The sequence below is a fragment of the Chryseobacterium sp. R2ACT005 genome (assembly GCF_049949215.1).
In the GTDB taxonomy this organism is placed as follows: Bacteria; Bacteroidota; Bacteroidia; order Flavobacteriales; family Weeksellaceae; genus Chryseobacterium.
This window is the reverse complement of the sequence record NZ_CP188192.1, coordinates 448,042-466,452: the sequence shown is the minus strand read 5'-3', so window position 1 is coordinate 466,452 and position 18,411 is coordinate 448,042. Positions and strand designations below refer to the sequence as shown.

Here is an 18,411-nt window from a genome sequence, read left to right as displayed (position 1 = left end):
TTTCAAAATTATCAGCAGAAAGCACAGTTCCGAATGTGAAAAAAAATTAAAAAAAATACTACATTTGTGAAAATCACAAAACTATGCACCAGGAAGCTCTGTTGAAGGAAATCCGAAGAAAAATCGGGAAAAGATCTTTAAATGATGAGATTGCCAACATTCTCAATATCAGTTATGATGCGGCCCACAGAAGAACTTCTTTGAAAGCCAAGTTCAGCTTTGAAGAAGCGCTGGAGCTTGCCAAATACTATCAGATCTCACTGGATCAGTTCCTGGGAACAGAAAATCAATTGGTTGTCAAAAGAACACAACCGGTAAGAACCACCGAAGATCTTTTAAACTATTTCGAAAACTCGTTGAAAATTTTAAATGTTTTTCAGGATATCACCAATTCTAAAGTATTTTATTCCGCAAAAGACATCCCGTTTTTTTATACCATTTCAGGCTCAATGCTATCCCGTTTTAAGTTTTATGTCTGGATGAATTTACTGAACCAGGACAAATTTCTAAGTCCTTTTCATGAGTTTAATATGGAATATCATTCAGTAAAAAATGACATGCTGAAAGATCTTTATGATAAACAAAACGTAACCGAAATCTGGAATGACACCACCATTATGAGCGCTTTGAGACAAATTTCCTTCTACTATGAGATGGGATTATTAAAGAAAAATGATGTAGATCTTATTCTGGATGACTTAAGAAAACTACTGGAAGGTCTCGAAATTAAAACACTGGAAAAAACTAATTTCCAGATATATGTGAATGATTTAGTAATTTTAAACAACAGTATTTTATTCAAAAATGAGCAGCAATGTTCCTTTTTCGTTCCTTTCAGCATGTTTGGATATATGATGACCAATGATAAAATCACCTGTGAAGATTCTCTGAGTTATTTTGAGCATCAGATCAAAAACTCCAGATCACTGAACGAATCCGGAAACCGGGAAAGGAAAATGTTCTTTAATAAAATGTATGAACAGATTGACCGATTAAAACAAAATTTATCATGAATACTCTTCGTAAAGGCGAATATTTTGGAGAAACCAATCAAATGGTCAATTTAGAAGGATTGACTATCACTGATACGGAGTATACACATCCTTTCGTAGACTGGCATTATCATGAAAATGCCTACTTCACTTTTTTGCTTCAGGGCAATATGACAGAAGGAAACAGAAAAGAAACTTATGGCTGTTCTGCTGGAACATTATTGTACCATCATTGGGAAGATCCGCATTACAATATTAAACCGGATATTTTTACAAGAGGATTTCACATCGAACTCTCGCAAAGTTGGTTTGATCATTTTGACATTCAGAAAAATAAAGTGGAAGGCAGTTTCAATATAAAAGATCCCAATCTGAAACTATTGGTTTATCAAATGTTCAAAGAAACGAAAACCAATGATTTATCTTTTGAAATAGCCGTCAATCAGTTACTATTGCATCTTTTCAGTCAATTGACCCATCAGAAGAAAATAGTTGATAGAAAGCCAGTCTGGGTACGTCAGATCAATGAAATTTTACATGAAAGCTTTACAGAAAGTCTCAATCTTACGGAGCTTTCTAAAACACTGAACATCCATCCTATTCATCTCAGCAGGGATTTCCATAAATATTTCCACTGTAATCTGGGCGAATACCTCAGAAAATTAAAACTTAATAAATCACTTGAACTGCTTACTTTGCCCCATTCTTTAACGGATATTGCCATGGAATGCGGCTTTTCAGATCAGAGTCATTTTACCAGATGTTTTAAAGAAAATATCGGAATTACCCCTTTGAAATACAGGAATCTTTTGAAAATTCATTAGATCTATCTGAATTTAAATGATATAAAAATCACCATTCACGATTTGGATACATCATTCCCCGATTTGGATACATTTTCCCTTCTGTAACTTTTCATCTTTGTACCATCATTTAAACAAAAAAATATTTAAAAATGGAAACAAAAAAAGTATGGTTCGTGACAGGAGCTTCAAAAGGCTTAGGATTCGAGTTGGTAAAAAAATTATTATCCGAAGGATTTCAGGTTGCTGCAACAAGCCGTACCGTTGAATCCCTGATCTCCACCATCGGAGAAACTTCTGAAAACTTCCTTCCGCTTAGCGTAAACATCACAGACAACAACGATATAAAATCTGCTATTGCCAAAACGGTTGAACATTTCGGACGAATTGATGTAGTTGTCAACAATGCTGGTTATGGACAAATCGGGACCTTGGAAGAGCTTTCAGATGAAGAGGCAAGAGAAAATTATGCGGTGAATGTTTTCGGAACCTTAAATGTAATCAGAAATGCGATGCCTTATCTCCGTGAGCAAAGATCCGGAAACATCTTCAATATTTCTTCTGTTGGAGGGTATTCTGCTAATTTTCCGGGTTGGGGAATTTACTGTTCAACAAAATTTGCTGTTGCCGGATTTACTGAAGCTTTGGCTGAAGAAGTAAAAGATTTCGGAATTCATGCTACCGTTGTGTATCCTGGATATTTCCGCACAGATTTTTTAACTAAAGATTCTGTGAAAACACCTTCTAATCCTATTCAGGCTTATGAAGCGGCAAGAAATTCTGAACAGGCCCATCTTAATGACATCAACGGAAATCAGCCTAATGATCCGGAAAAAGCAGCTGATGTACTGATCCAGATCAGTAAAGAGAAAAATCCGCCTGTACATTTATTATTGGGTGTCGGAACGATAGAATTTCTGAATAACAAAATTGATATTTTAAAGAAAGACGCTGAAAAATGGGAAAGTCTGACTGTTTCCACTGCGATTTAATTTGATACTATCCTTCGACTCCGCTCAGGATGACATTCCTAATACTTACTATTTTAATTTAATCGGATGAATTAAATATAAAACTTTAGAAATCATCCTGACCGAAGTCGAAGACATTTGAATCAATACGTTATATTTTTTTCAAAAAACAACTAACTTCGCTATTATGAAACAGCCTGTTCGTTTTAATTCCATTTCAGATTTTCATGCCTTCTGCAGTCTTCCCAATCCTGAGCATCCGCTGATCAGTGTGATAGATTACAGTAAAGTCCGCTATGTTGTGGATAATGACGAATTGAAATGGATTCAGAATTTTTATTCAATTGGTTTGAAGAAAAATGTTACTCCAAAATTCAATTACGGGCAGCAGCAATATGATTTTGATTCGGGTGTATTATGTTTTGTTTCTCCACAGCAGTTTTTAAGTCTGGAAATAAGACAGGATATTGAAGTAGAGCCTACCGGATTTCTATTGCTGATTCATCCCGATTTTCTGTGGAACACTTCATTAACCAAGAAAATAAAGTCTTATGATTTTTTCAGTTATCAGGTAAAAGAAGCTCTTTTTCTTTCTGATAAAGAAGAGAAAATCCTTGTTGATATTTTTAAAAATATTGAACGGGAATATCAGTCAAATACAGATAGATTTACGCAGGAACTGATCATTGCCCAAATTGAATTATTACTGGTCTACTCTGACCGTTTTTATGAACGTCAATTTTTCACCAGAAAAAAATCAAGCCACGAATTATTATACAAGTTTGAAGATATTCTTTCCCAATATTTCGAAAGTGGAAATCTTCTTGAAACCGGAATTCCATCGGTAAAAACCATTGCCGAACAAATGAATATTTCGCCCAATTATCTGGGAACACTTCTACGACTTCACACGCAGCAAAACACCCAGCAGCACATTCAGAATAAGCTGATTGATTCTGCCAAAGAACGTTTGAGTACCACAAGTTTATCAGTAAGTGAAATTGCTTATGAACTGGGATTTGAACATCCACAGTCTTTCAGTAAACTCTTTAAACAAAAGACGAATCAGTCTCCGGGAGAATTTAGAAAGCTTTTCAATTAGAATACACGGCAAATAATAAAATGGCAATGTTAATTTCATTCTATTTTACCATTAAGAAGTTTGCTACTTTTGTTGAAATACTTCCTGCAATGAAACCAGTTCTACTATTGATCTTTATTTTCACATTTTATATTTATCAGGGACAAAATAAAAATATAATTGATCCTGAAAAAATTGAAAATCCAATTCAAAAAAAATATACCGGAAAAATTGTTTTCCTTAACAAAGCCGTTGCCCTTGAAAACTTAAAAGATTCGGACTTTCTCACTTCTTCTGTGTTTCAGGAAAACGGAGATCTTGGAATTCATGCTTTTTTTGACAATTCTCTTGTCAACTACCTTCATCAGCTTGAACCCAATTGGACTGTTGATGAACTATTGAAAAAAGGAAATTATCAATTCTCATTTTATGTAGATGGGAAGCTGATTTATAAAGAAAATCTCAATACGGGTGCAGGTACAGCAGAAAATAAAAAAGCCAAAACTACATTGAGAATTCCTCTTCTCAGCAATAAAAACGAAGATTCGTGGGGAAGATATCTATGGATACGCTTTTATATGGCCCACAACGGAATTGATGCTCTCACGGAAGGAAATCATATTTTAAAGATTGAAATGCGTCCGTATCTCAATACTTCTACAATCAAGACAGGACCTGTTATAGCAGAAGGCCAGATTAATCTCAGTATTCCTTCCCAAAATATTTCGGAAAAGCAGATCGCTGTTCAGTCCATCCAGCCCAGCAGTGAATGGAAGGTTTCTCAGGCAAAGATCAATACGGAAACTATCAGAAATCTGAATAAGAAAATTGCAGAAAACAGGTTTAAAAATATAACCGGAATTGTCATTGTAAAAGACGGAAAATTGCTTCTTGAAGAATATTTCAACGGATCCGGAAGAGATTCTCTGCAGGATACCCGTTCTGTAGGAAAATCGTTTTCTTCAGCATTAATGGGAATTTCAATAAAGGAGGGATATTTAAAAAGCGAAAATCAAAACCTGAAAGAATTTTATGACCTGAGACAATTTAAAAATCATTCTTCCCAAAAAGAGAATGTTACTATAAAAAGTTTATTGACAATGAGTTCCGGATTTGAAGGAAATGATGAAAATTCTGAATCTGCCGGAAATGAAGAAAACATGTATCCTACCAAAAATTGGGTGAATTTCACATTGAATCTGCCCATGACAGAGAATGTAACAGGAAAAAACTGGAGTTACTTCACAGCTGGCGTTGTGATAACCGGAGATATTTTGGATAAAACAGTTCCGCAGGGCTTAAAAAACTATGCGGATAAAAAGTTATTTCAACCGCTTGGAATCACCAATTATAAGTGGCAGTTTACTCCACAGCAAAAACCTTCTCTGGCAGGAGGGCTGCGTATGAAAGCACTTGATTTCGCAAAATTCGGGCAGCTGTACAGCAACAATGGAGTTTGGGAGGGTAAAACTATTTTGAGTAAAGACTGGGTTAAGAAATCTTTTACCAATTATTTTCCTGATCATCAGGATTTTGAAGGCTATGGGTATTTATTCTGGAGAAAAGTTTATACTGTGGGAAACAGCAGTTATGAAGCTTTCCAATCCAGCGGAAATGGTGGAAACAAAATCATCATCTTCACCAGGATACCGGTTGTAATGGTGATTACCGCACAAGCTTACAATAAGCCCTATGCTCACTCACAAGTAGAAAAAATGGTACAGGAATATCTTTTACCCGCCTTGATGATGGATAGTAAAAATGAGTAATAAAAATCAGTAATGAGTAATATAAAGGGAGGAAGAAAAGCTTATTCGTCTTTCTTAGATGGAACCAGAAAAACATCAATAAGACCTTCAGGAAGTTCCATTTTTATGATTCTTTCTTCTCTGTCAACTTCAAGAATCCAGTCTTTGATCATAGGAATAACCACTTCTTTTCCATCCAGATTGGTAATGAAGTACACCTGAGCCGTCTGATCGTTTACAGATCTGATCACTCCACAGTTATTATCATTTTGATCAAAAATTTCATACCCGATGATCTCGTGGTAATAGAATTGTTTTCCCGAAAGTTTAGGCAGTGAAGCAAGTGGAAGGTAAACATTTTTACCCAAAACCTGGTCAATCATAGCCTCAGAAGAATTTTTGAATGCAAGATTCAGAGCATCAGATTTGCTCCATGATGATCTTTCAATAAAAAATGGAACCAATAATCCGTTGATTTCAACGAATATTGATTCCAATTTATTGTAAAGCTCGGGTTGATCGGTATCCAATTTAAGGATGACGTTACCCGCAAGTCCATGTCTGCGTGTGATTTTACCTAAAAAATAGCAATCTTCTTTACGCATAACAGGATTTGGTCTTAAGCTTCAGTGTTTTCTTCAGTTTCAGCAGCAGGAGCTTCTCCTTCTGTAGCTTCAGCAACAACTTCTTCAGCAGGTGCGTTTGCAGCCTCTTCAGCAGCTTTAGCATCAGCATCAGCTTGTGCAGCAGCAGCAACTCTAGCTTCGTTTACTTTTACTTCAGCATCTAAAGCAGCTTTCTTAGCATCAGCTTTAGCAGTTGCCAAACCTTCTACTTTACCTTGTACTTTAGAATCTTTAGCTTCTACCCAAGCATTGAATCTTTTTTCAGCTTCAGCTTCGTCAAAAGCACCTTTAGCTACACCACCTTGTAAGTGTTTTTTGTAAAGAGCACCTTTGTAAGATAGGATAGCTCTAGCAGTATCAGTAGGCTGAGCACCGTTGTTTAACCACTGTACAGCAGAATCAACGTTCAATTCGATAGTTGCCGGGTTAGTAATTGGGTTGTAAGTTCCTAGTTTTTCGATGAATCTACCATCTCTTCTAGCTCTAGAATCTGCAACCACGATGTGGAAAAAAGGTTTTCCTTTTTTACCGTGTCTTTGTAATCTGATTTTTACTGACATAATGTTTGAATTTTACGGGAACTCGTCCCAGTTAAATATTTAAGAGTGCAAAGATAGTAAAAAAGTTTGAAGTAAAAAGCTCCAGGTAAAAAGTTTTATAAATTCAAATTATTTTTTTAACCAAGCATAGCAAAAGATAAAAGGGTTGAAACAATTACGGAAATTAAAACAGCCATAAAAACCACAAAATTATCTCGTGTCTTTCCTGTAATTCCATAGATTACAAAATAGTTTATGATATAAGCAGGTATTAGTAAAAAAAATGAAAATTGTCCTGTAGACACGATTACAGCCTTTAAGAAAAGAACTCCCGTAACGGATGCTATTACCATTCCTATAAGGCTTTTATAGATCGTTTTTGAATCTATTGTATCATTTTCTTTTACTTTTGAAAACTGATTAAATTTATCCAGAATAAAAATTTTCAAATCACTGCTTCCAATCATTTCTGAAGAGGTACTTTTAAGAATAAGATCTATATCCTCCCCTTTCTGCACTCTATTATGCACTTCAAACGAAATTCTTCCTTTTTCTTTAACTAAGATTTTCCTGTATTCAGCTATTTTTACAAATTCATCATAATTGAATTTCTGACTGATGGCTTCACGCAATTCGTCATTTACTTTACCAGTATGATCAGTCATATGAAGATAAGCAGCATGCAAATCTTCCTCATTACAATTTCTGTAAATATTCTTCATTTTATACTACACCCATATAGAAAAGTCCCAGACACTTCTGGTTTTCTTCAATAGTAAGAGCATCCTTCAACTCTTCTACAATTTTGGGAGAACTCCAATAGCATCCGATATTATTCGCGGTGCAGGTAAGATACATGTTCTGAACCGCCATTGAAACAGCAGCTATTTCTTCCCATTCCGGAACCATTCCGCTGAAATTGACAACAATGGAAACTACGGCATCAGATTTATTGATTTTAAAACCAATATCCTGGTATTTTTTCTCCAAAAAAGTCTGTTCGGATTGTGTAGCTTTATAGATAGCCTGCATTTCTGAAGCCAGTTTTGCTTTTTCTTCCCCTTTGAAGATCTTGAAACGCCAAGGCTTTGTTCTTTTATGATTCGGAGCCAGTGTTGCTGAATGTAAAATTTCATCAATGACTTCCTGAGATATTTCGGTATCAGTATAATCTTTTGGGAAAATACTTCTTCTTTGCTCTATGATTTCTTTTAAAATGGATGCTTTATTCATGTAACAAAATTACAAAAAAGATAGAAGCAGGAAGCGGGATGAAGGAAGTTTAATGTTTGGCTGGGTGATAGATGCTGGAAGCTTATCAAAATTACTTTTTACTTTTACAAAACCTCTATAATCTTCTGATGGATTTTATTTAAAGTAAACTCATCGCCTGATTTCATGCCCATCATTTTTTTGGCCATGGGGCTTTCAGGAGAGATGGCATAAAACCGATCTCCTTCAAAAAAAAACTCTCCTAAAGACACTGATATATAAAACCGGGCCTTGTTGGTGATCACCAGTGAGCCAAGCTGTACTCTTTCCGTAGAGGTATTCAGGACTTTTGCCATATTTCTTTTAAGATCATTCAAAGCCCCCAGCTGTCGCTGCATCTGATAAATCTCCTCCTGCATCTCTTCTCTCATGCTGTCATATTTTGGAGTTTTTTTGATGTCACGGCTGGCCTCCAGGGTAAATTCGATAAAGTTTTTAAGCTTTTCAATTTTCTCTGCGATAGTAGTTTTTACAAAGTCTCTGATATGATTTTTTTCAAATACAATCTTCTCCATACAATCGATTCTTTATATAAAGATAATATTTTTAGAATAATATTTCTTTGACTTAACATAAAAAAACGATTGCAAAATAGTTCATCCTTTTTAAAAATATTTTTTTAGCTTTGCCTCTTTAAAACTACAACCATGTTTAAAGCACCATTTTCATTTGATGGGAGAATCAGAAGAACAGAATATGGATTATCATATCTTATATATCTTGTGTTTTCTGTTCCTTTCAATTTTTATTTTCAGACTAATGAACAGCCATCCGGGGGTGTTACTATAGTTTTCTTCCTTTTATTAATTCCATTTCTTTGGTTTCTTATTGCACAGGGAGCAAAAAGATGTCATGACAGAGGAAATTCAGGTTGGTTTCAACTAATTCCTTTGTATGGTTTATGGATGTTATTTGCAGACAGTGACCACGGACCCAATGAATACGGACCTAATCCTAAGGGTGAAGGAAACTATAACTCGATCAACGAGATTGGTAAGAAAGAATTGTAATAAAACGAAAGCCTTGTAAAATTTACAAGGCTTTCGTTTTATTTTTCAGCAAGTTTCTTCAGATCACCAAGACCTTGGCCAAACATTTTATCCATGTTACTGTCCATCATAGGCTTCATGATCTTCATCATGGTGTTCAGTTCATTATCAATCATCCAGGTTACTTTTGTTCCACTTCCTTCAGGAGTCAGTACAATATTACTTTTGGCCATACCTTCAAAAGGTTTTATGAAATGAAGCTGGGTACCTAGCTTTTCATTAGGTGTAATTTCAGTAATGGATTGCTCACCTTCGCTGTCATCCCCTGTCCAGTGATAGGAGTCGCCTATCCGGTCTCCTGCCCCTGAGTAGGTAACAGAGAAATTTTTTATTTCTTTAGAAAAAGGATCCCATGTATTGTATGCTTTTAAAGAGTTGGTATGCTGCCATACTTTATCTTTTGGTGCATTGATGACAATAGATTTTTCATAATGGTAATCTTTACTGAAAGCCAGCATAGCAATTACAGCATAGATAATAATCAGCACGATGATGGCACCGATGATTTTTAAGAGTGTTTTCATAGTCTATATATTTAAGGTTATTTATTTTAAATCTGTTCTCAAAATTAAATATTCCCACATCACTCCCACTTTCCATATGACAAGATTATTTAAAGATAAGTATTTTTGTCATAACTTGTGAGTAAGGCATTATTTTTGAGCATTTCAGCTGTGATTCCTGATGAATCATTACATTTACCTTATATAAAGATCAAAAAATGAATATTTTAACAGAAAAATTTACTACCCCATACCATTCGGCGCCATTCAGTGACATTAAAAATGAAGATTATCTTCCGGCATTTAAAGAACTGATACAAAAATCCGAAGCAGAAATTGATACTATTGTCAACAATCCTGAAGCACCTACTTTCGAAAATGTAATCGAAGCACTGGCCTATTCCGGAGAGCAGTTGGATGTGGTTTCAAATATTTTTTTCAACTTAAATTCTGCAGAAACCAGCGATGAAATTCAGCAAATCGCTCAGGAGGTTTCTCCGATCTTAACGGAATATTCTTCAAAAATATCTCAAAACGAAGCCCTTTTCAACAAAATCAAAAAAGTATATGATGAAAAGGACAAATATAATCTTAATGAAGAGCAGGAAATGCTTTTAAATGAGACCTACAAAGGTTTTGTAAGAAGCGGAGCTTTATTGAATGAGGAAGACAAAGAAACATTAAAGAAAATCAGCATGGATCTTTCTTTAAAATCTTTACAGTTCGGACAGAATGTTTTGGCTTCTACGAATGCTTATTTCAAACATATCACCAACAAAGAAGATCTTGCGGGCATTCCTGAGGCTATCATTAATCAATATGCAGAGGAAGCTAAGGAAAGAAACCTTGAAGGCTGGGTAGTAACGTTACAATATCCAAGCTATATTCCATTCATGACGTATGCTGAAAACCGTGAACTGAGAAAGGAACTGGCATTAGCAAACGGTAAAAAGTCTTTTGACGGCGGAGAGTTTGACAATCAGAATCTGATCAAAGAGCTTCTTACTCTAAAACAGCAGAAAGCTGAACTTATTGGATATAAAAACTATGCAGATTTTGTTCTTGAAGAAAGAATGGCGAAGTCTCCGGTAAAAGTTCTGGATTTTCTGAATGAGCTTTTAGCCAAGGCAAAACCATATGCTGATAAGGAAATTGAAGAATTAAAAGCTTTAGCAAAAGCTGATGGAATTGAAGAAATGCAAGGCTATGATCACGCATTCTATGCTGAAAAACTTCGTAAAGAGAAATTTGATCTGAATGATGAGGAATTAAAACCTTACTTCCCGCTCAATCAGGTACAGGAAGCTGTATTCGGACTGGCTGGAAAACTTTTTGGATTGACTTTTGAGGAAAGAAATGATATTCCGAAATACCACGAAGATGTAAAAGTATATGAAGTAAAAGAAGCCTTCGGTTCCGCTCAGGCTGACAGCTACAAGGCATTATTATACGTTGATTATTTCCCAAGAAAAGGGAAAAGAGCCGGTGCATGGATGACCAGCTACAAAAATCAGTATAAACAAAACGGTGAAAATTCCCGTCCACATATTTCAATTGTTTGTAACTTCAGCAAACCAACAAAAGATACGCCGAGCTTATTGACATTCCAGGAAGTGACTACTTTGTTCCATGAATTCGGGCATGCTCTTCACGGAATGATGGCAGATACCCAATATCCTACGTTGTCAGGAACTTCTGTAAAATGGGATTTTGTGGAACTTCCATCTCAGTTTCTGGAAAACTTCTGTTATGAACCTGAGTTCTTAAAAACATTCGCCAAACATTATAAAACCGGGGAAGTACTTCCTGACGAGAAAATTGAAAAGATAGAACAGTCTAAAAACTTCATGGAAGGTTATCAAACCTTAAGACAGCTAGGTTTCGGACTTCTGGATATGAACTACCATACAAAAGTTGAAGAATTAAAAAATGAAAGTGTAAAGGAGTTTGAAGATAAGTATACCAAAGCAACAACTCTTTATCCTTCCAATTCCGAAACAGCAATGAGCCCAAGTTTCTCCCATATTTTCCAGGGCGGATATTCTGCCGGGTATTATTCTTATAAATGGGCTGAAGTTCTGGATGCGGATGCTTTCCAGTATTTCAAAGAAAACGGAATCTTCAATCCTGAGATTGCTGCCAAATATAAAGTACTGCTTTCTTCAGGGGGAACAAAAGATCCAATGGAATTGTATAAAAACTTCAGAGGCAGTGAGCCGAAAGTGGAGAGTTTATTGAAAAGAGCATTTGGATAGGATATACATTCAGATTGTGACAGAAAAAATAAATATAAAAAGGACAGCAATTGCTGTTCTTTTTTGTTTCATCATTACGTGTATTGTGCTTTATGAAATTTTGTAAATTAGTCGTTCAATATACTCAAACCAAATTCCTGATTTCACATGACTATCGAAGAACAAATCAAAGACTATATCAACAGCCAGCCTGAGAAGAAACGAAATGATATGCAGGAACTTCATCACATCATTCTAGAGCTTATGCCGGCATGCCAGCTGTGGTTTCTGGATGGTAAAAACAGTGAAAATAAAACAGTTTCCAATCCCAATATCGGATATGGATTCTATACCATACAGTATACCGACGGAAACACCAGAGATTTCTATCAGATTGGAATGAGTGCCAACACCACGGGAATTTCTATTTATGTTCTCAACATTGATGATAAAACCTATCTGTCTGCCACCTATGGAGATAAAATAGGTAAAGCCAGTGTAACCGGATATTGCATTAAATTCAAAGCGTTGAAAGATATCAACGTTGAAATCCTGAAAGCGGCCATCCTGGATGGGATTAAAGCATAAGTAGATCCTTTACATAAAATATCTTATAAATTTGTCTTTATGACACCAATCCAACAGCTTTATAAAACCTTAGATGAACGCAAACGTCCTGAAGATGTTGCGGAAATGATTGTTGATATAATAAAAAGCGACCTTAAAATTCATGAACATGCTATTTTAAGTAAAGCAGCCAACCATTCCCTGAAAAACAGTTTCTATGGGTACACCTCAATGCTTGAAACTTTTGGAGTTGCCATCGGTGCAGGAAAACAAATCAAAAAAGCGGTTGAAATTTTTAAAATCAGTGAAAAAGAAAACTCAGGATATAATAATGTGGATGAAATTGAAGCTTTTCTGAAAGAAGTTTCTTCCCTTATTCATAAAGATGTTGGACAAAATGATTTCAGAAAAGACCGTCTTAATAAAGATTTGAGAAAGCTCGCCGGAATGGATATTTCCAAACGGAATTATAATAAAAAATGGAGGCTTCTGAAAAGGATTGAAATCAGACTTCAGAAATTTATTCACGAATCAAAAAAGATTGAATTTCAGAAAATTTCCAAACACGGACTTTCCCATACGATCAGTTTTGAAGATTTCTCTGCTGATCTGAATACAGCCTGCTTTATCGCTTATTTTAATGCACGCAGCAATCTGAGAAGCACCTTTACCAATCAAAGTCAGGACAGACCTTTTGATGAGATATGCGACATGCTTTTCAACCGATGCAAACAAAATTCGGAAGGAACAAATTGGTCAGCTATTTCCTATATCTACTCTTCCCGGGAAGTTTTACAGCATCTGACAGACGAACAGAAAGGAAATTTATTAGGAAAATGGACCGTTATTCTCGAAGAAATTTCAGGATTTCTGGAGATGCTTTGGTACGAAAATGATATTTACAGGAAAACCATGGCTGTCAAAAAAGGAAATGATTCCACCACCTGGAATAATACAGCCGGAGCCTGGAATAAAGCCAGAGATAATTGGATGAACCTGATTTATGCTTTAGGGCTGGATTCTATTCTTGAAGATCTTTGTTTTGGAAAAGTAATGCGCCTGATGGCAGCCGATGTGATCGCATGGCATTTATCTACTGGCGGCAAGATCGATCCCAATACAGAAGTCTGGAATAATGTACCTTTGCCATGGGAGGTTTTTCAGGAAAGAGTTTTCTGCAATAAGGAAATTATTGTCAATGCCTGTAAGGAGGCTGGCATAGATCCTGAAAAATCAGGATGGATTGCTCCGAGAATTCATGGAGTAAGCCCATTCAGACCTACTCCTGAACTTGTGCATGGGGTGATGGTTTCAAATCCGTTTCTTGCGAAAGTTTTAAGACAGAATAAATATTTTTCAGGAAAAATATGAGAAAAATAAAAGGATAGGTTAGCTCAGTGGCAGAGCACCTGGCTCTTCATCCGGGTTGACGCAGGTTCGAGCCCTGCACCTATCCTGATATCTGATATAGCTCAGTGGCAGAGCACCCGGCTCTTGGACCGGGAGGACACAGGTTCGAGCCCTGTTATCAGACCGAATTAATACAATAATGAACAGGAATACTAAACTTTCTGTTCTAAGAAGCTAAATTTGTACAGCATAAGCAAACATCCATTCTGTAATTTTAAATAATGAGTACTATACCCCAAAGATTAGAAAACGTAAAAAAGCTTCAGGCTAAAAGATGGGAAAATGAAGACCATTGGGATACTTTAAATGACCTATTGATCAAAGAACTGGATGAAATTTTACTGATTGAACCTGAAAACACACCGGCTTTAATTAATATTGGTGCTGTATATTCCGATATGGGAGAAAATGAAAAAGCGCTGGAGTATTTAAAGACGGCTTTAGAATTAGGTTCTAAAGACAAAAACCTATTTGTAAACCTAGCTATTGTACTTGTTTATATGGAAAAGCATCAGGAAGAATATTTGGAATATCTTGAAGAAGCTGAAGATAAAATTGAGGATCCGCTTACTTTTAAAGCGTATTTTGATCCTCAATCCCGTTAAAAGTATGTTCAATTAAAATTTTAAATTATGTTACTAGCCATATTACTTCCTTTCTTATCCTTCATTATCCGTGGAAAAGTTCTCACCGGAATTATCTGTCTGATTTTACAGATTACACTGATCGGATGGCTTCCTGCCGCCATTTGGGCCGTTCTTTCTTTAAACAATGAAAGAGCAGATAAACGCAATGACAAACTGATTAAAGCGTTTCGCAAAAATCAAAAGTAACTTTTCAATTCCCAATACAGACAATACATTGAGATTCTGATATAATTGTCGTAAATTTACATAAGCCCTATTCTCACCGGAGAAATTACTGGAACTAAAATTCCTTTGACTGAAATATTTTCAAAGTCTGAAATGTATTAGTTTAACATCAAAAAGAACAGCAATATTCCATATCAAGGTTTTGAACCTTGGCATGGATAATAAAAAAGTCAAAATGATTTTAATTAAAGAACCTCATTTTTTGAAGCTATGAAAGAAAATAAATACGACAATCCATCATTTTTTGACCAGTACGAAAAAATGCTCCGCTCACAGATAGGATTGGAAGGAGCCGGAGAATGGCACACCTTAAAAAAGATGCTGCCTGATTTTCAAGGAAAGAATATTCTTGACCTCGGTTGCGGTTTTGGATGGCACTGCCGGTATGCAATGGAAAATGGTGCAGAATCTGTGATCGGAATTGATCTTTCGGAAAGAATGCTGGCCAAAGCTCAGGAAATCAATAATCTGGAAGGAATTCAATATGAAAGAAAAGCTCTGGAAGATGTTGATTATTCCGCTGAAAAATTTGATATCATATTGAGTTCACTCACATTACATTATGTAGAATCATTTGATACTATTGCTCAGCATATTTACAATTGGTTGAGTCCCGGGGGATCTTTTGTCTTTTCAGTGGAGCATCCTGTTTTCACTGCTGAAGGCGGCCAGGACTGGGTGTATGATAAAAACGGCGAAAAAACCTGTTGGCCTGTAGACCGTTATTTTTTAGAAGGAAAAAGAAACACTACTTTTTTAGGAGAAAATGTGATCAAATACCATCGTACTTTAACTTCTTATTTAAATACACTATTAAAACACGGCTTCAAAATCAAAGAAGTTATTGAACCGGAACCAGGTCAGGAGATGTTGAAAGAAATCCCGGAGATGAAAGAAGAACTCCGCAGACCGATGATGTTGTTAATCTCTGTTGAAAAATAGCTTTTAAACTGGCAGACGGATAATTTTCCCTGCATGGAATCACCTGATTTTCGAAAGATTCGTAAGTGATTAAAATATATAGACAAAGACGGCGAAAAAACCAAAATCTCGCCTGAATCATCATCATTTTTATAATCTTAAGTCTGAAGATCGTTAACTGTTTTTAGATGAAATCAATTTTAAAAATGAAAAAACAAATTACTATATTGTATAACATAGTAATAATAAATAATTATATCTTTGCATAACAAAGTATAAAAATATGATTATTAAAAAACTAATTTCCTTTTTGATATTGCTTCTGTTTGTCAGTAATGCAGCTGATGCCCAAATCCATACAAAAGGATATAAAAAGAAAATTGACAGTATTATCCAGACAGAATTTGGGAATGGAAATGAGCCTGGTGGTGTTTTCCTGATTACTCAAAACGGAAAGAATCTCTACCGGAAAGCATTTGGAAAAGCCAACCTTGAACTCAACGTCAATATGACTCCGGAGAATGTTTTCCAGATCGGATCTATGACTAAACAGTTTACCGCTGTGGCTATCCTGATGCTGGAACAACAAGGCAAACTTACGATCAATGATCCTGTTTCCAAATACCTTAAAGATTATCCTAATGGAGACAAAATTACCATTCATCATCTTCTGACCCACACATCAGGAATTAAAGATTTCACCAAAATGAAATCCATTTCTTCTATTGCCCAAAAAGAGATGAAACCTGAAGAAATGGTCAATTTTTTCAAGAATGAAACTGTAGATTTTGCTCCCGGAGAAAAGTTTGATTACAACAATTCCGGATACGTAGTTTTAGGCCATATTATTGAACTGGTTTCTGGAACTTCTTATGAAGATTTCATTAAGAAAAATATTTTCGATAAAGCAGGAATGTCTCATTCTTACTATGCTTCGGACAGAAAAGTGATCCCTCAAAGAGCTTATGGGTATCACAAAAAAGAACAGGGATTTGTAAATAAAACGGTCATCAGTTTCAGTGTTCCTTTTTCTTCCGGCTCATTGATGTCTACTGTAGATGATATGCTGAAATGGCAGCAGGCTTTACTTAAGAATACACTGCTGAATCCGGCAGAAACCCAAAAAGCGTTTCAGAAATATAAACTGAACAATGGTGAAGAATTTACCTACGGATATGGATGGCATCTGAAAGATATCAATGGAACTCCTGACCGGGAACATGGTGGAAGTGTATTTGGATTTAAAAGCATGGGTATTTATATTCCCGGTGAAGATATTTATGTGATAGGATTCAGCAACTGCGACTGCCACTCCCCGACTGAGGTTACCAGAAATATTGCGAAGGCAACATTGAGCGAAATAAAAACCTCATCAAAAAAGCCATAAAAGGAGTCCTGGTTATTTTTTACACCTCATTTCAGGGAGAACATGATTGGGAACTCTAAAAACAGAGACAATCACAAAAATCAGACAGAGAATATTGATCAGTACGGCAATTGTGAATGCATTGTGATAATTTTGTACTGCGGGTTTTGCTCCCAGAAAATAATAGAAAATACTTCCTACAGCAACAATTCCAATGATGGCAGCAATCTGCTGGAAGGTGTTATAAACCCCGGATGCATTTCCAATCAGTTTTTCAGGCATTCCCGACAAGGCAATATTGGCCAGCGAAGGAATGATTGATCCCACTCCCAGCCCATGTAAAAATAACAGCAGCCATAAAACGGGAAAACCGGTCTGTATTCTGAATAAAAACAGCTGGAAAATAAGAATAACAATAATAAAACTGAGCCCTGCAATCAGGGCTTTTTTTCCGTATCTCAAAATCAATTTTACAGAAACAGCGGATGCGAGTATAAATCCAAGCCCCTGAAAAGCAATAATTTCTCCGGCTTCTAACGGACTGATCTTTAATCCATCCTGAAAAAAAAGCGACAGGATATAAAAATAGGAATCCAACATAATGAAAAAGAAGGAAACTGCCACAATACCCTGATTGAAATTTTTATAACGGAACAGTTCAAAATCAATCAGATAAGAGCTTTCGTTTTGTATTCTCTTCTTTTGATTTTTTATAAAACCAAAAATAATTCCGGCTGAAATAACCATTAGCAAAGCGTTTTTAAAATGAAATCCTTCATGCTCAGACATTGTCAGGGCATAAGCAGCACAGAACAATCCTACAGAAAGTATTGCAACTCCACCCATATTGAGAGATTGCTTTACTGAAATTTTAGATTCATTCAATAATTTCAGACTCATGAAAACCGCCGGAAGACATATAGGAATATTCATCAGAAAAATAAGTCTCCAGGGTTCTTCCATGATTGTAAGAGATGAAAAGTACCCCCCTAGAAACTGACCTAGAATGGTTCCTATTCCAATAGTAATCCCGTACCATCCCATCGCTTTTGTACGTTCATGGTGAACAGGAAATAAAATCTGAATCATCGAAAGGACCTGCGGAGCCATCATTGCTGCACTTATCCCTTGTACAAATCTCGAAATGACCAGTTGTTCTGCTCCTATAGAAATTCCACAAGCAATAGAACTCACCATAAAAGCTATTAATCCAATGATATAGATCTTTTTTCTTCCGTATAGGTCGCCCAATCGGCCTCCTGTAATCAGAAAAGAAGCAAATCCGATAAGGTAAGCCGCAATCATAAACTGCATTTCTCCGTTGGAAGCATGAAGGTCACGCTGTACTGAAGGTATAGACACATTAATGATAAAAATATCCATGATCGTCAACAACTGACCAAAGAGTATCACCAATAATTTCAAATATTTATGTTTCATTTTTATATAGATATATC

General features: G+C 35.9%; 20 protein-coding genes and 2 tRNA genes. 15 read left to right on the top strand and 7 right to left on the bottom strand.

The genetic code is table 11. The annotated features are described in order from the left end of the window. Positions 1 to 83: 83 nt before the first annotated feature. From ACPF63_RS02220 to ACPF63_RS02200, 5 genes are all read left to right on the top strand, one after another. Positions 84 to 1,013: a helix-turn-helix domain-containing protein gene (locus ACPF63_RS02220; RefSeq protein ID WP_426481831.1), complete on the top strand. Its 930-nt coding sequence runs from the start codon at positions 84 to 86 to the stop codon at positions 1,011 to 1,013. Beyond that, a complete protein-coding gene (locus ACPF63_RS02215; RefSeq protein ID WP_426481830.1) occupies positions 1,010 to 1,816 on the top strand; it encodes a helix-turn-helix transcriptional regulator in 807 nt (268 codons plus the stop codon). The genes ACPF63_RS02220 and ACPF63_RS02215 overlap by 4 nt, the downstream gene beginning before the upstream one ends. Positions 1,817 to 1,947: 131 nt before the next feature. Further along, entirely contained in the window at positions 1,948 to 2,787 is an 840-nt protein-coding gene (locus tag ACPF63_RS02210; RefSeq protein ID WP_077419189.1) for an SDR family NAD(P)-dependent oxidoreductase, read from the top strand. 166 nt (positions 2,788 to 2,953) lie between these two features. After that, positions 2,954 to 3,868 carry a helix-turn-helix domain-containing protein gene (locus ACPF63_RS02205; protein WP_077419188.1) on the top strand — a complete coding sequence of 305 codons (915 nt, stop codon included), beginning with the start codon at positions 2,954 to 2,956 and terminating at the stop codon, positions 3,866 to 3,868. A gap of 20 nt (positions 3,869 to 3,888) precedes the next feature. Beyond that, positions 3,889 to 5,616 (top strand): serine hydrolase domain-containing protein, encoded by a 1,728-nt coding sequence (locus ACPF63_RS02200; protein WP_426481829.1) that lies wholly within the window; start codon positions 3,889 to 3,891, stop codon positions 5,614 to 5,616. Between the two features lie 41 nt (positions 5,617 to 5,657). Here the strand turns inward: ACPF63_RS02200 and rimM are convergent, their stop codons facing one another. From rimM to ACPF63_RS02175, 5 genes are all read right to left on the bottom strand, one after another. Further along, positions 5,658 to 6,200 carry a ribosome maturation factor RimM gene (rimM, locus tag ACPF63_RS02195; RefSeq protein WP_047386745.1) on the bottom strand — a complete coding sequence of 181 codons (543 nt, stop codon included), beginning with the start codon at positions 6,198 to 6,200 and terminating at the stop codon, positions 5,658 to 5,660. A gap of 14 nt (positions 6,201 to 6,214) precedes the next feature. Next, positions 6,215 to 6,781 carry a 30S ribosomal protein S16 gene (locus ACPF63_RS02190; RefSeq protein ID WP_077419187.1) on the bottom strand — a complete coding sequence of 189 codons (567 nt, stop codon included), beginning with the start codon at positions 6,779 to 6,781 and terminating at the stop codon, positions 6,215 to 6,217. Positions 6,782 to 6,897: 116 nt separating this feature from the next. Continuing rightward, on the bottom strand, positions 6,898 to 7,482 hold the full coding sequence (locus ACPF63_RS02185; RefSeq protein ID WP_426481828.1) for a hypothetical protein: 585 nt from the start codon (positions 7,480 to 7,482) through the stop codon (positions 6,898 to 6,900). A 1-nt stretch (position 7,483) separates the two neighbouring features. Then, entirely contained in the window at positions 7,484 to 7,993 is a 510-nt protein-coding gene (locus ACPF63_RS02180; RefSeq protein ID WP_426481827.1) for a nitroreductase family protein, read from the bottom strand. A gap of 104 nt (positions 7,994 to 8,097) precedes the next feature. Continuing rightward, positions 8,098 to 8,547: a hypothetical protein gene (locus ACPF63_RS02175; RefSeq protein WP_077419185.1), complete on the bottom strand. Its 450-nt coding sequence runs from the start codon at positions 8,545 to 8,547 to the stop codon at positions 8,098 to 8,100. A gap of 132 nt (positions 8,548 to 8,679) precedes the next feature. Here ACPF63_RS02175 and ACPF63_RS02170 point away from each other — a divergent pair, with 132 nt between their 5' ends. After that, complete coding sequence (locus ACPF63_RS02170; protein WP_077419184.1) at positions 8,680 to 9,042, top strand: DUF805 domain-containing protein; 363 nt, start codon at positions 8,680 to 8,682, stop codon at positions 9,040 to 9,042. Between the two features lie 38 nt (positions 9,043 to 9,080). Here the strand turns inward: ACPF63_RS02170 and ACPF63_RS02165 are convergent, their stop codons facing one another. After that, on the bottom strand, positions 9,081 to 9,605 hold the full coding sequence (locus ACPF63_RS02165) for an SRPBCC family protein (RefSeq protein WP_426481826.1): 525 nt from the start codon (positions 9,603 to 9,605) through the stop codon (positions 9,081 to 9,083). Positions 9,606 to 9,802: 197 nt separating this feature from the next. Here ACPF63_RS02165 and ACPF63_RS02160 point away from each other — a divergent pair, with 197 nt between their 5' ends. From ACPF63_RS02160 to ACPF63_RS02120, 9 genes are all read left to right on the top strand, one after another. Then, complete coding sequence (locus tag ACPF63_RS02160) at positions 9,803 to 11,839, top strand: M3 family metallopeptidase (RefSeq protein ID WP_426481825.1); 2,037 nt, start codon at positions 9,803 to 9,805, stop codon at positions 11,837 to 11,839. A 147-nt stretch (positions 11,840 to 11,986) separates the two neighbouring features. Then, positions 11,987 to 12,406 (top strand): DUF1801 domain-containing protein, encoded by a 420-nt coding sequence (locus ACPF63_RS02155; protein WP_077419181.1) that lies wholly within the window; start codon positions 11,987 to 11,989, stop codon positions 12,404 to 12,406. 39 nt (positions 12,407 to 12,445) lie between these two features. Next, positions 12,446 to 13,756, top strand: a complete 1,311-nt coding sequence (locus ACPF63_RS02150) for a hypothetical protein (RefSeq protein WP_077419180.1) — start codon at positions 12,446 to 12,448, stop codon at positions 13,754 to 13,756. Between the two features lie 11 nt (positions 13,757 to 13,767). Next, positions 13,768 to 13,842: transfer RNA gene (locus ACPF63_RS02145), tRNA-Lys, on the top strand. A gap of 4 nt (positions 13,843 to 13,846) precedes the next feature. After that, a tRNA-Lys gene (locus ACPF63_RS02140) sits at positions 13,847 to 13,919 on the top strand. Positions 13,920 to 14,016: 97 nt separating this feature from the next. Continuing rightward, entirely contained in the window at positions 14,017 to 14,400 is a 384-nt protein-coding gene (locus ACPF63_RS02135; RefSeq protein ID WP_077419179.1) for a tetratricopeptide repeat protein, read from the top strand. A gap of 27 nt (positions 14,401 to 14,427) precedes the next feature. Continuing rightward, positions 14,428 to 14,628, top strand: a complete 201-nt coding sequence (locus tag ACPF63_RS02130) for a YqaE/Pmp3 family membrane protein (RefSeq protein ID WP_077419178.1) — start codon at positions 14,428 to 14,430, stop codon at positions 14,626 to 14,628. Between the two features lie 249 nt (positions 14,629 to 14,877). Continuing rightward, entirely contained in the window at positions 14,878 to 15,609 is a 732-nt protein-coding gene (locus ACPF63_RS02125) for a class I SAM-dependent methyltransferase (RefSeq protein WP_426481824.1), read from the top strand. Positions 15,610 to 15,871: 262 nt separating this feature from the next. Next, positions 15,872 to 16,975, top strand: a complete 1,104-nt coding sequence (locus ACPF63_RS02120) for a serine hydrolase domain-containing protein (protein WP_426481823.1) — start codon at positions 15,872 to 15,874, stop codon at positions 16,973 to 16,975. Positions 16,976 to 16,987: 12 nt separating this feature from the next. On the opposite strand, the gene ACPF63_RS02115 is transcribed toward ACPF63_RS02120, so the two are convergent. Beyond that, the gene (locus tag ACPF63_RS02115; protein WP_426481822.1) at positions 16,988 to 18,394 is read right to left on the bottom strand and encodes an MFS transporter; all 1,407 of its coding nucleotides are present in this window, start codon (positions 18,392 to 18,394) and stop codon (positions 16,988 to 16,990) included. Between the last annotated feature and the right edge of the window lie 17 nt (positions 18,395 to 18,411).

What these genes read in the sequence shown, in the direction of transcription:
- ACPF63_RS02220 (WP_426481831.1), top strand. Translation starts at nt 84, where the DNA reads ATGCACCAGGAAGCTCTGTTGAAGGAAATCCGAAGAAAAATCGGGAAA.
- ACPF63_RS02215 (WP_426481830.1), top strand. Translation starts at nt 1,010, where the DNA reads ATGAATACTCTTCGTAAAGGCGAATATTTTGGAGAAACCAATCAAATG.
- ACPF63_RS02210 (WP_077419189.1), top strand. Translation starts at nt 1,948, where the DNA reads ATGGAAACAAAAAAAGTATGGTTCGTGACAGGAGCTTCAAAAGGCTTA.
- ACPF63_RS02205 (WP_077419188.1), top strand. Translation starts at nt 2,954, where the DNA reads ATGAAACAGCCTGTTCGTTTTAATTCCATTTCAGATTTTCATGCCTTC.
- ACPF63_RS02200 (WP_426481829.1), top strand. Translation starts at nt 3,889, where the DNA reads ATGGCAATGTTAATTTCATTCTATTTTACCATTAAGAAGTTTGCTACT.
- rimM (WP_047386745.1), bottom strand. Translation starts at nt 6,200, where the DNA reads ATGCGTAAAGAAGATTGCTATTTTTTAGGTAAAATCACACGCAGACAT.
- ACPF63_RS02190 (WP_077419187.1), bottom strand. Translation starts at nt 6,781, where the DNA reads ATGTCAGTAAAAATCAGATTACAAAGACACGGTAAAAAAGGAAAACCT.
- ACPF63_RS02185 (WP_426481828.1), bottom strand. Translation starts at nt 7,482, where the DNA reads ATGAAGAATATTTACAGAAATTGTAATGAGGAAGATTTGCATGCTGCT.
- ACPF63_RS02180 (WP_426481827.1), bottom strand. Translation starts at nt 7,993, where the DNA reads ATGAATAAAGCATCCATTTTAAAAGAAATCATAGAGCAAAGAAGAAGT.
- ACPF63_RS02175 (WP_077419185.1), bottom strand. Translation starts at nt 8,547, where the DNA reads ATGGAGAAGATTGTATTTGAAAAAAATCATATCAGAGACTTTGTAAAA.
- ACPF63_RS02170 (WP_077419184.1), top strand. Translation starts at nt 8,680, where the DNA reads ATGTTTAAAGCACCATTTTCATTTGATGGGAGAATCAGAAGAACAGAA.
- ACPF63_RS02165 (WP_426481826.1), bottom strand. Translation starts at nt 9,605, where the DNA reads ATGAAAACACTCTTAAAAATCATCGGTGCCATCATCGTGCTGATTATT.
- ACPF63_RS02160 (WP_426481825.1), top strand. Translation starts at nt 9,803, where the DNA reads ATGAATATTTTAACAGAAAAATTTACTACCCCATACCATTCGGCGCCA.
- ACPF63_RS02155 (WP_077419181.1), top strand. Translation starts at nt 11,987, where the DNA reads ATGACTATCGAAGAACAAATCAAAGACTATATCAACAGCCAGCCTGAG.
- ACPF63_RS02150 (WP_077419180.1), top strand. Translation starts at nt 12,446, where the DNA reads ATGACACCAATCCAACAGCTTTATAAAACCTTAGATGAACGCAAACGT.
- ACPF63_RS02135 (WP_077419179.1), top strand. Translation starts at nt 14,017, where the DNA reads ATGAGTACTATACCCCAAAGATTAGAAAACGTAAAAAAGCTTCAGGCT.
- ACPF63_RS02130 (WP_077419178.1), top strand. Translation starts at nt 14,428, where the DNA reads ATGTTACTAGCCATATTACTTCCTTTCTTATCCTTCATTATCCGTGGA.
- ACPF63_RS02125 (WP_426481824.1), top strand. Translation starts at nt 14,878, where the DNA reads ATGAAAGAAAATAAATACGACAATCCATCATTTTTTGACCAGTACGAA.
- ACPF63_RS02120 (WP_426481823.1), top strand. Translation starts at nt 15,872, where the DNA reads ATGATTATTAAAAAACTAATTTCCTTTTTGATATTGCTTCTGTTTGTC.
- ACPF63_RS02115 (WP_426481822.1), bottom strand. Translation starts at nt 18,394, where the DNA reads ATGAAACATAAATATTTGAAATTATTGGTGATACTCTTTGGTCAGTTG.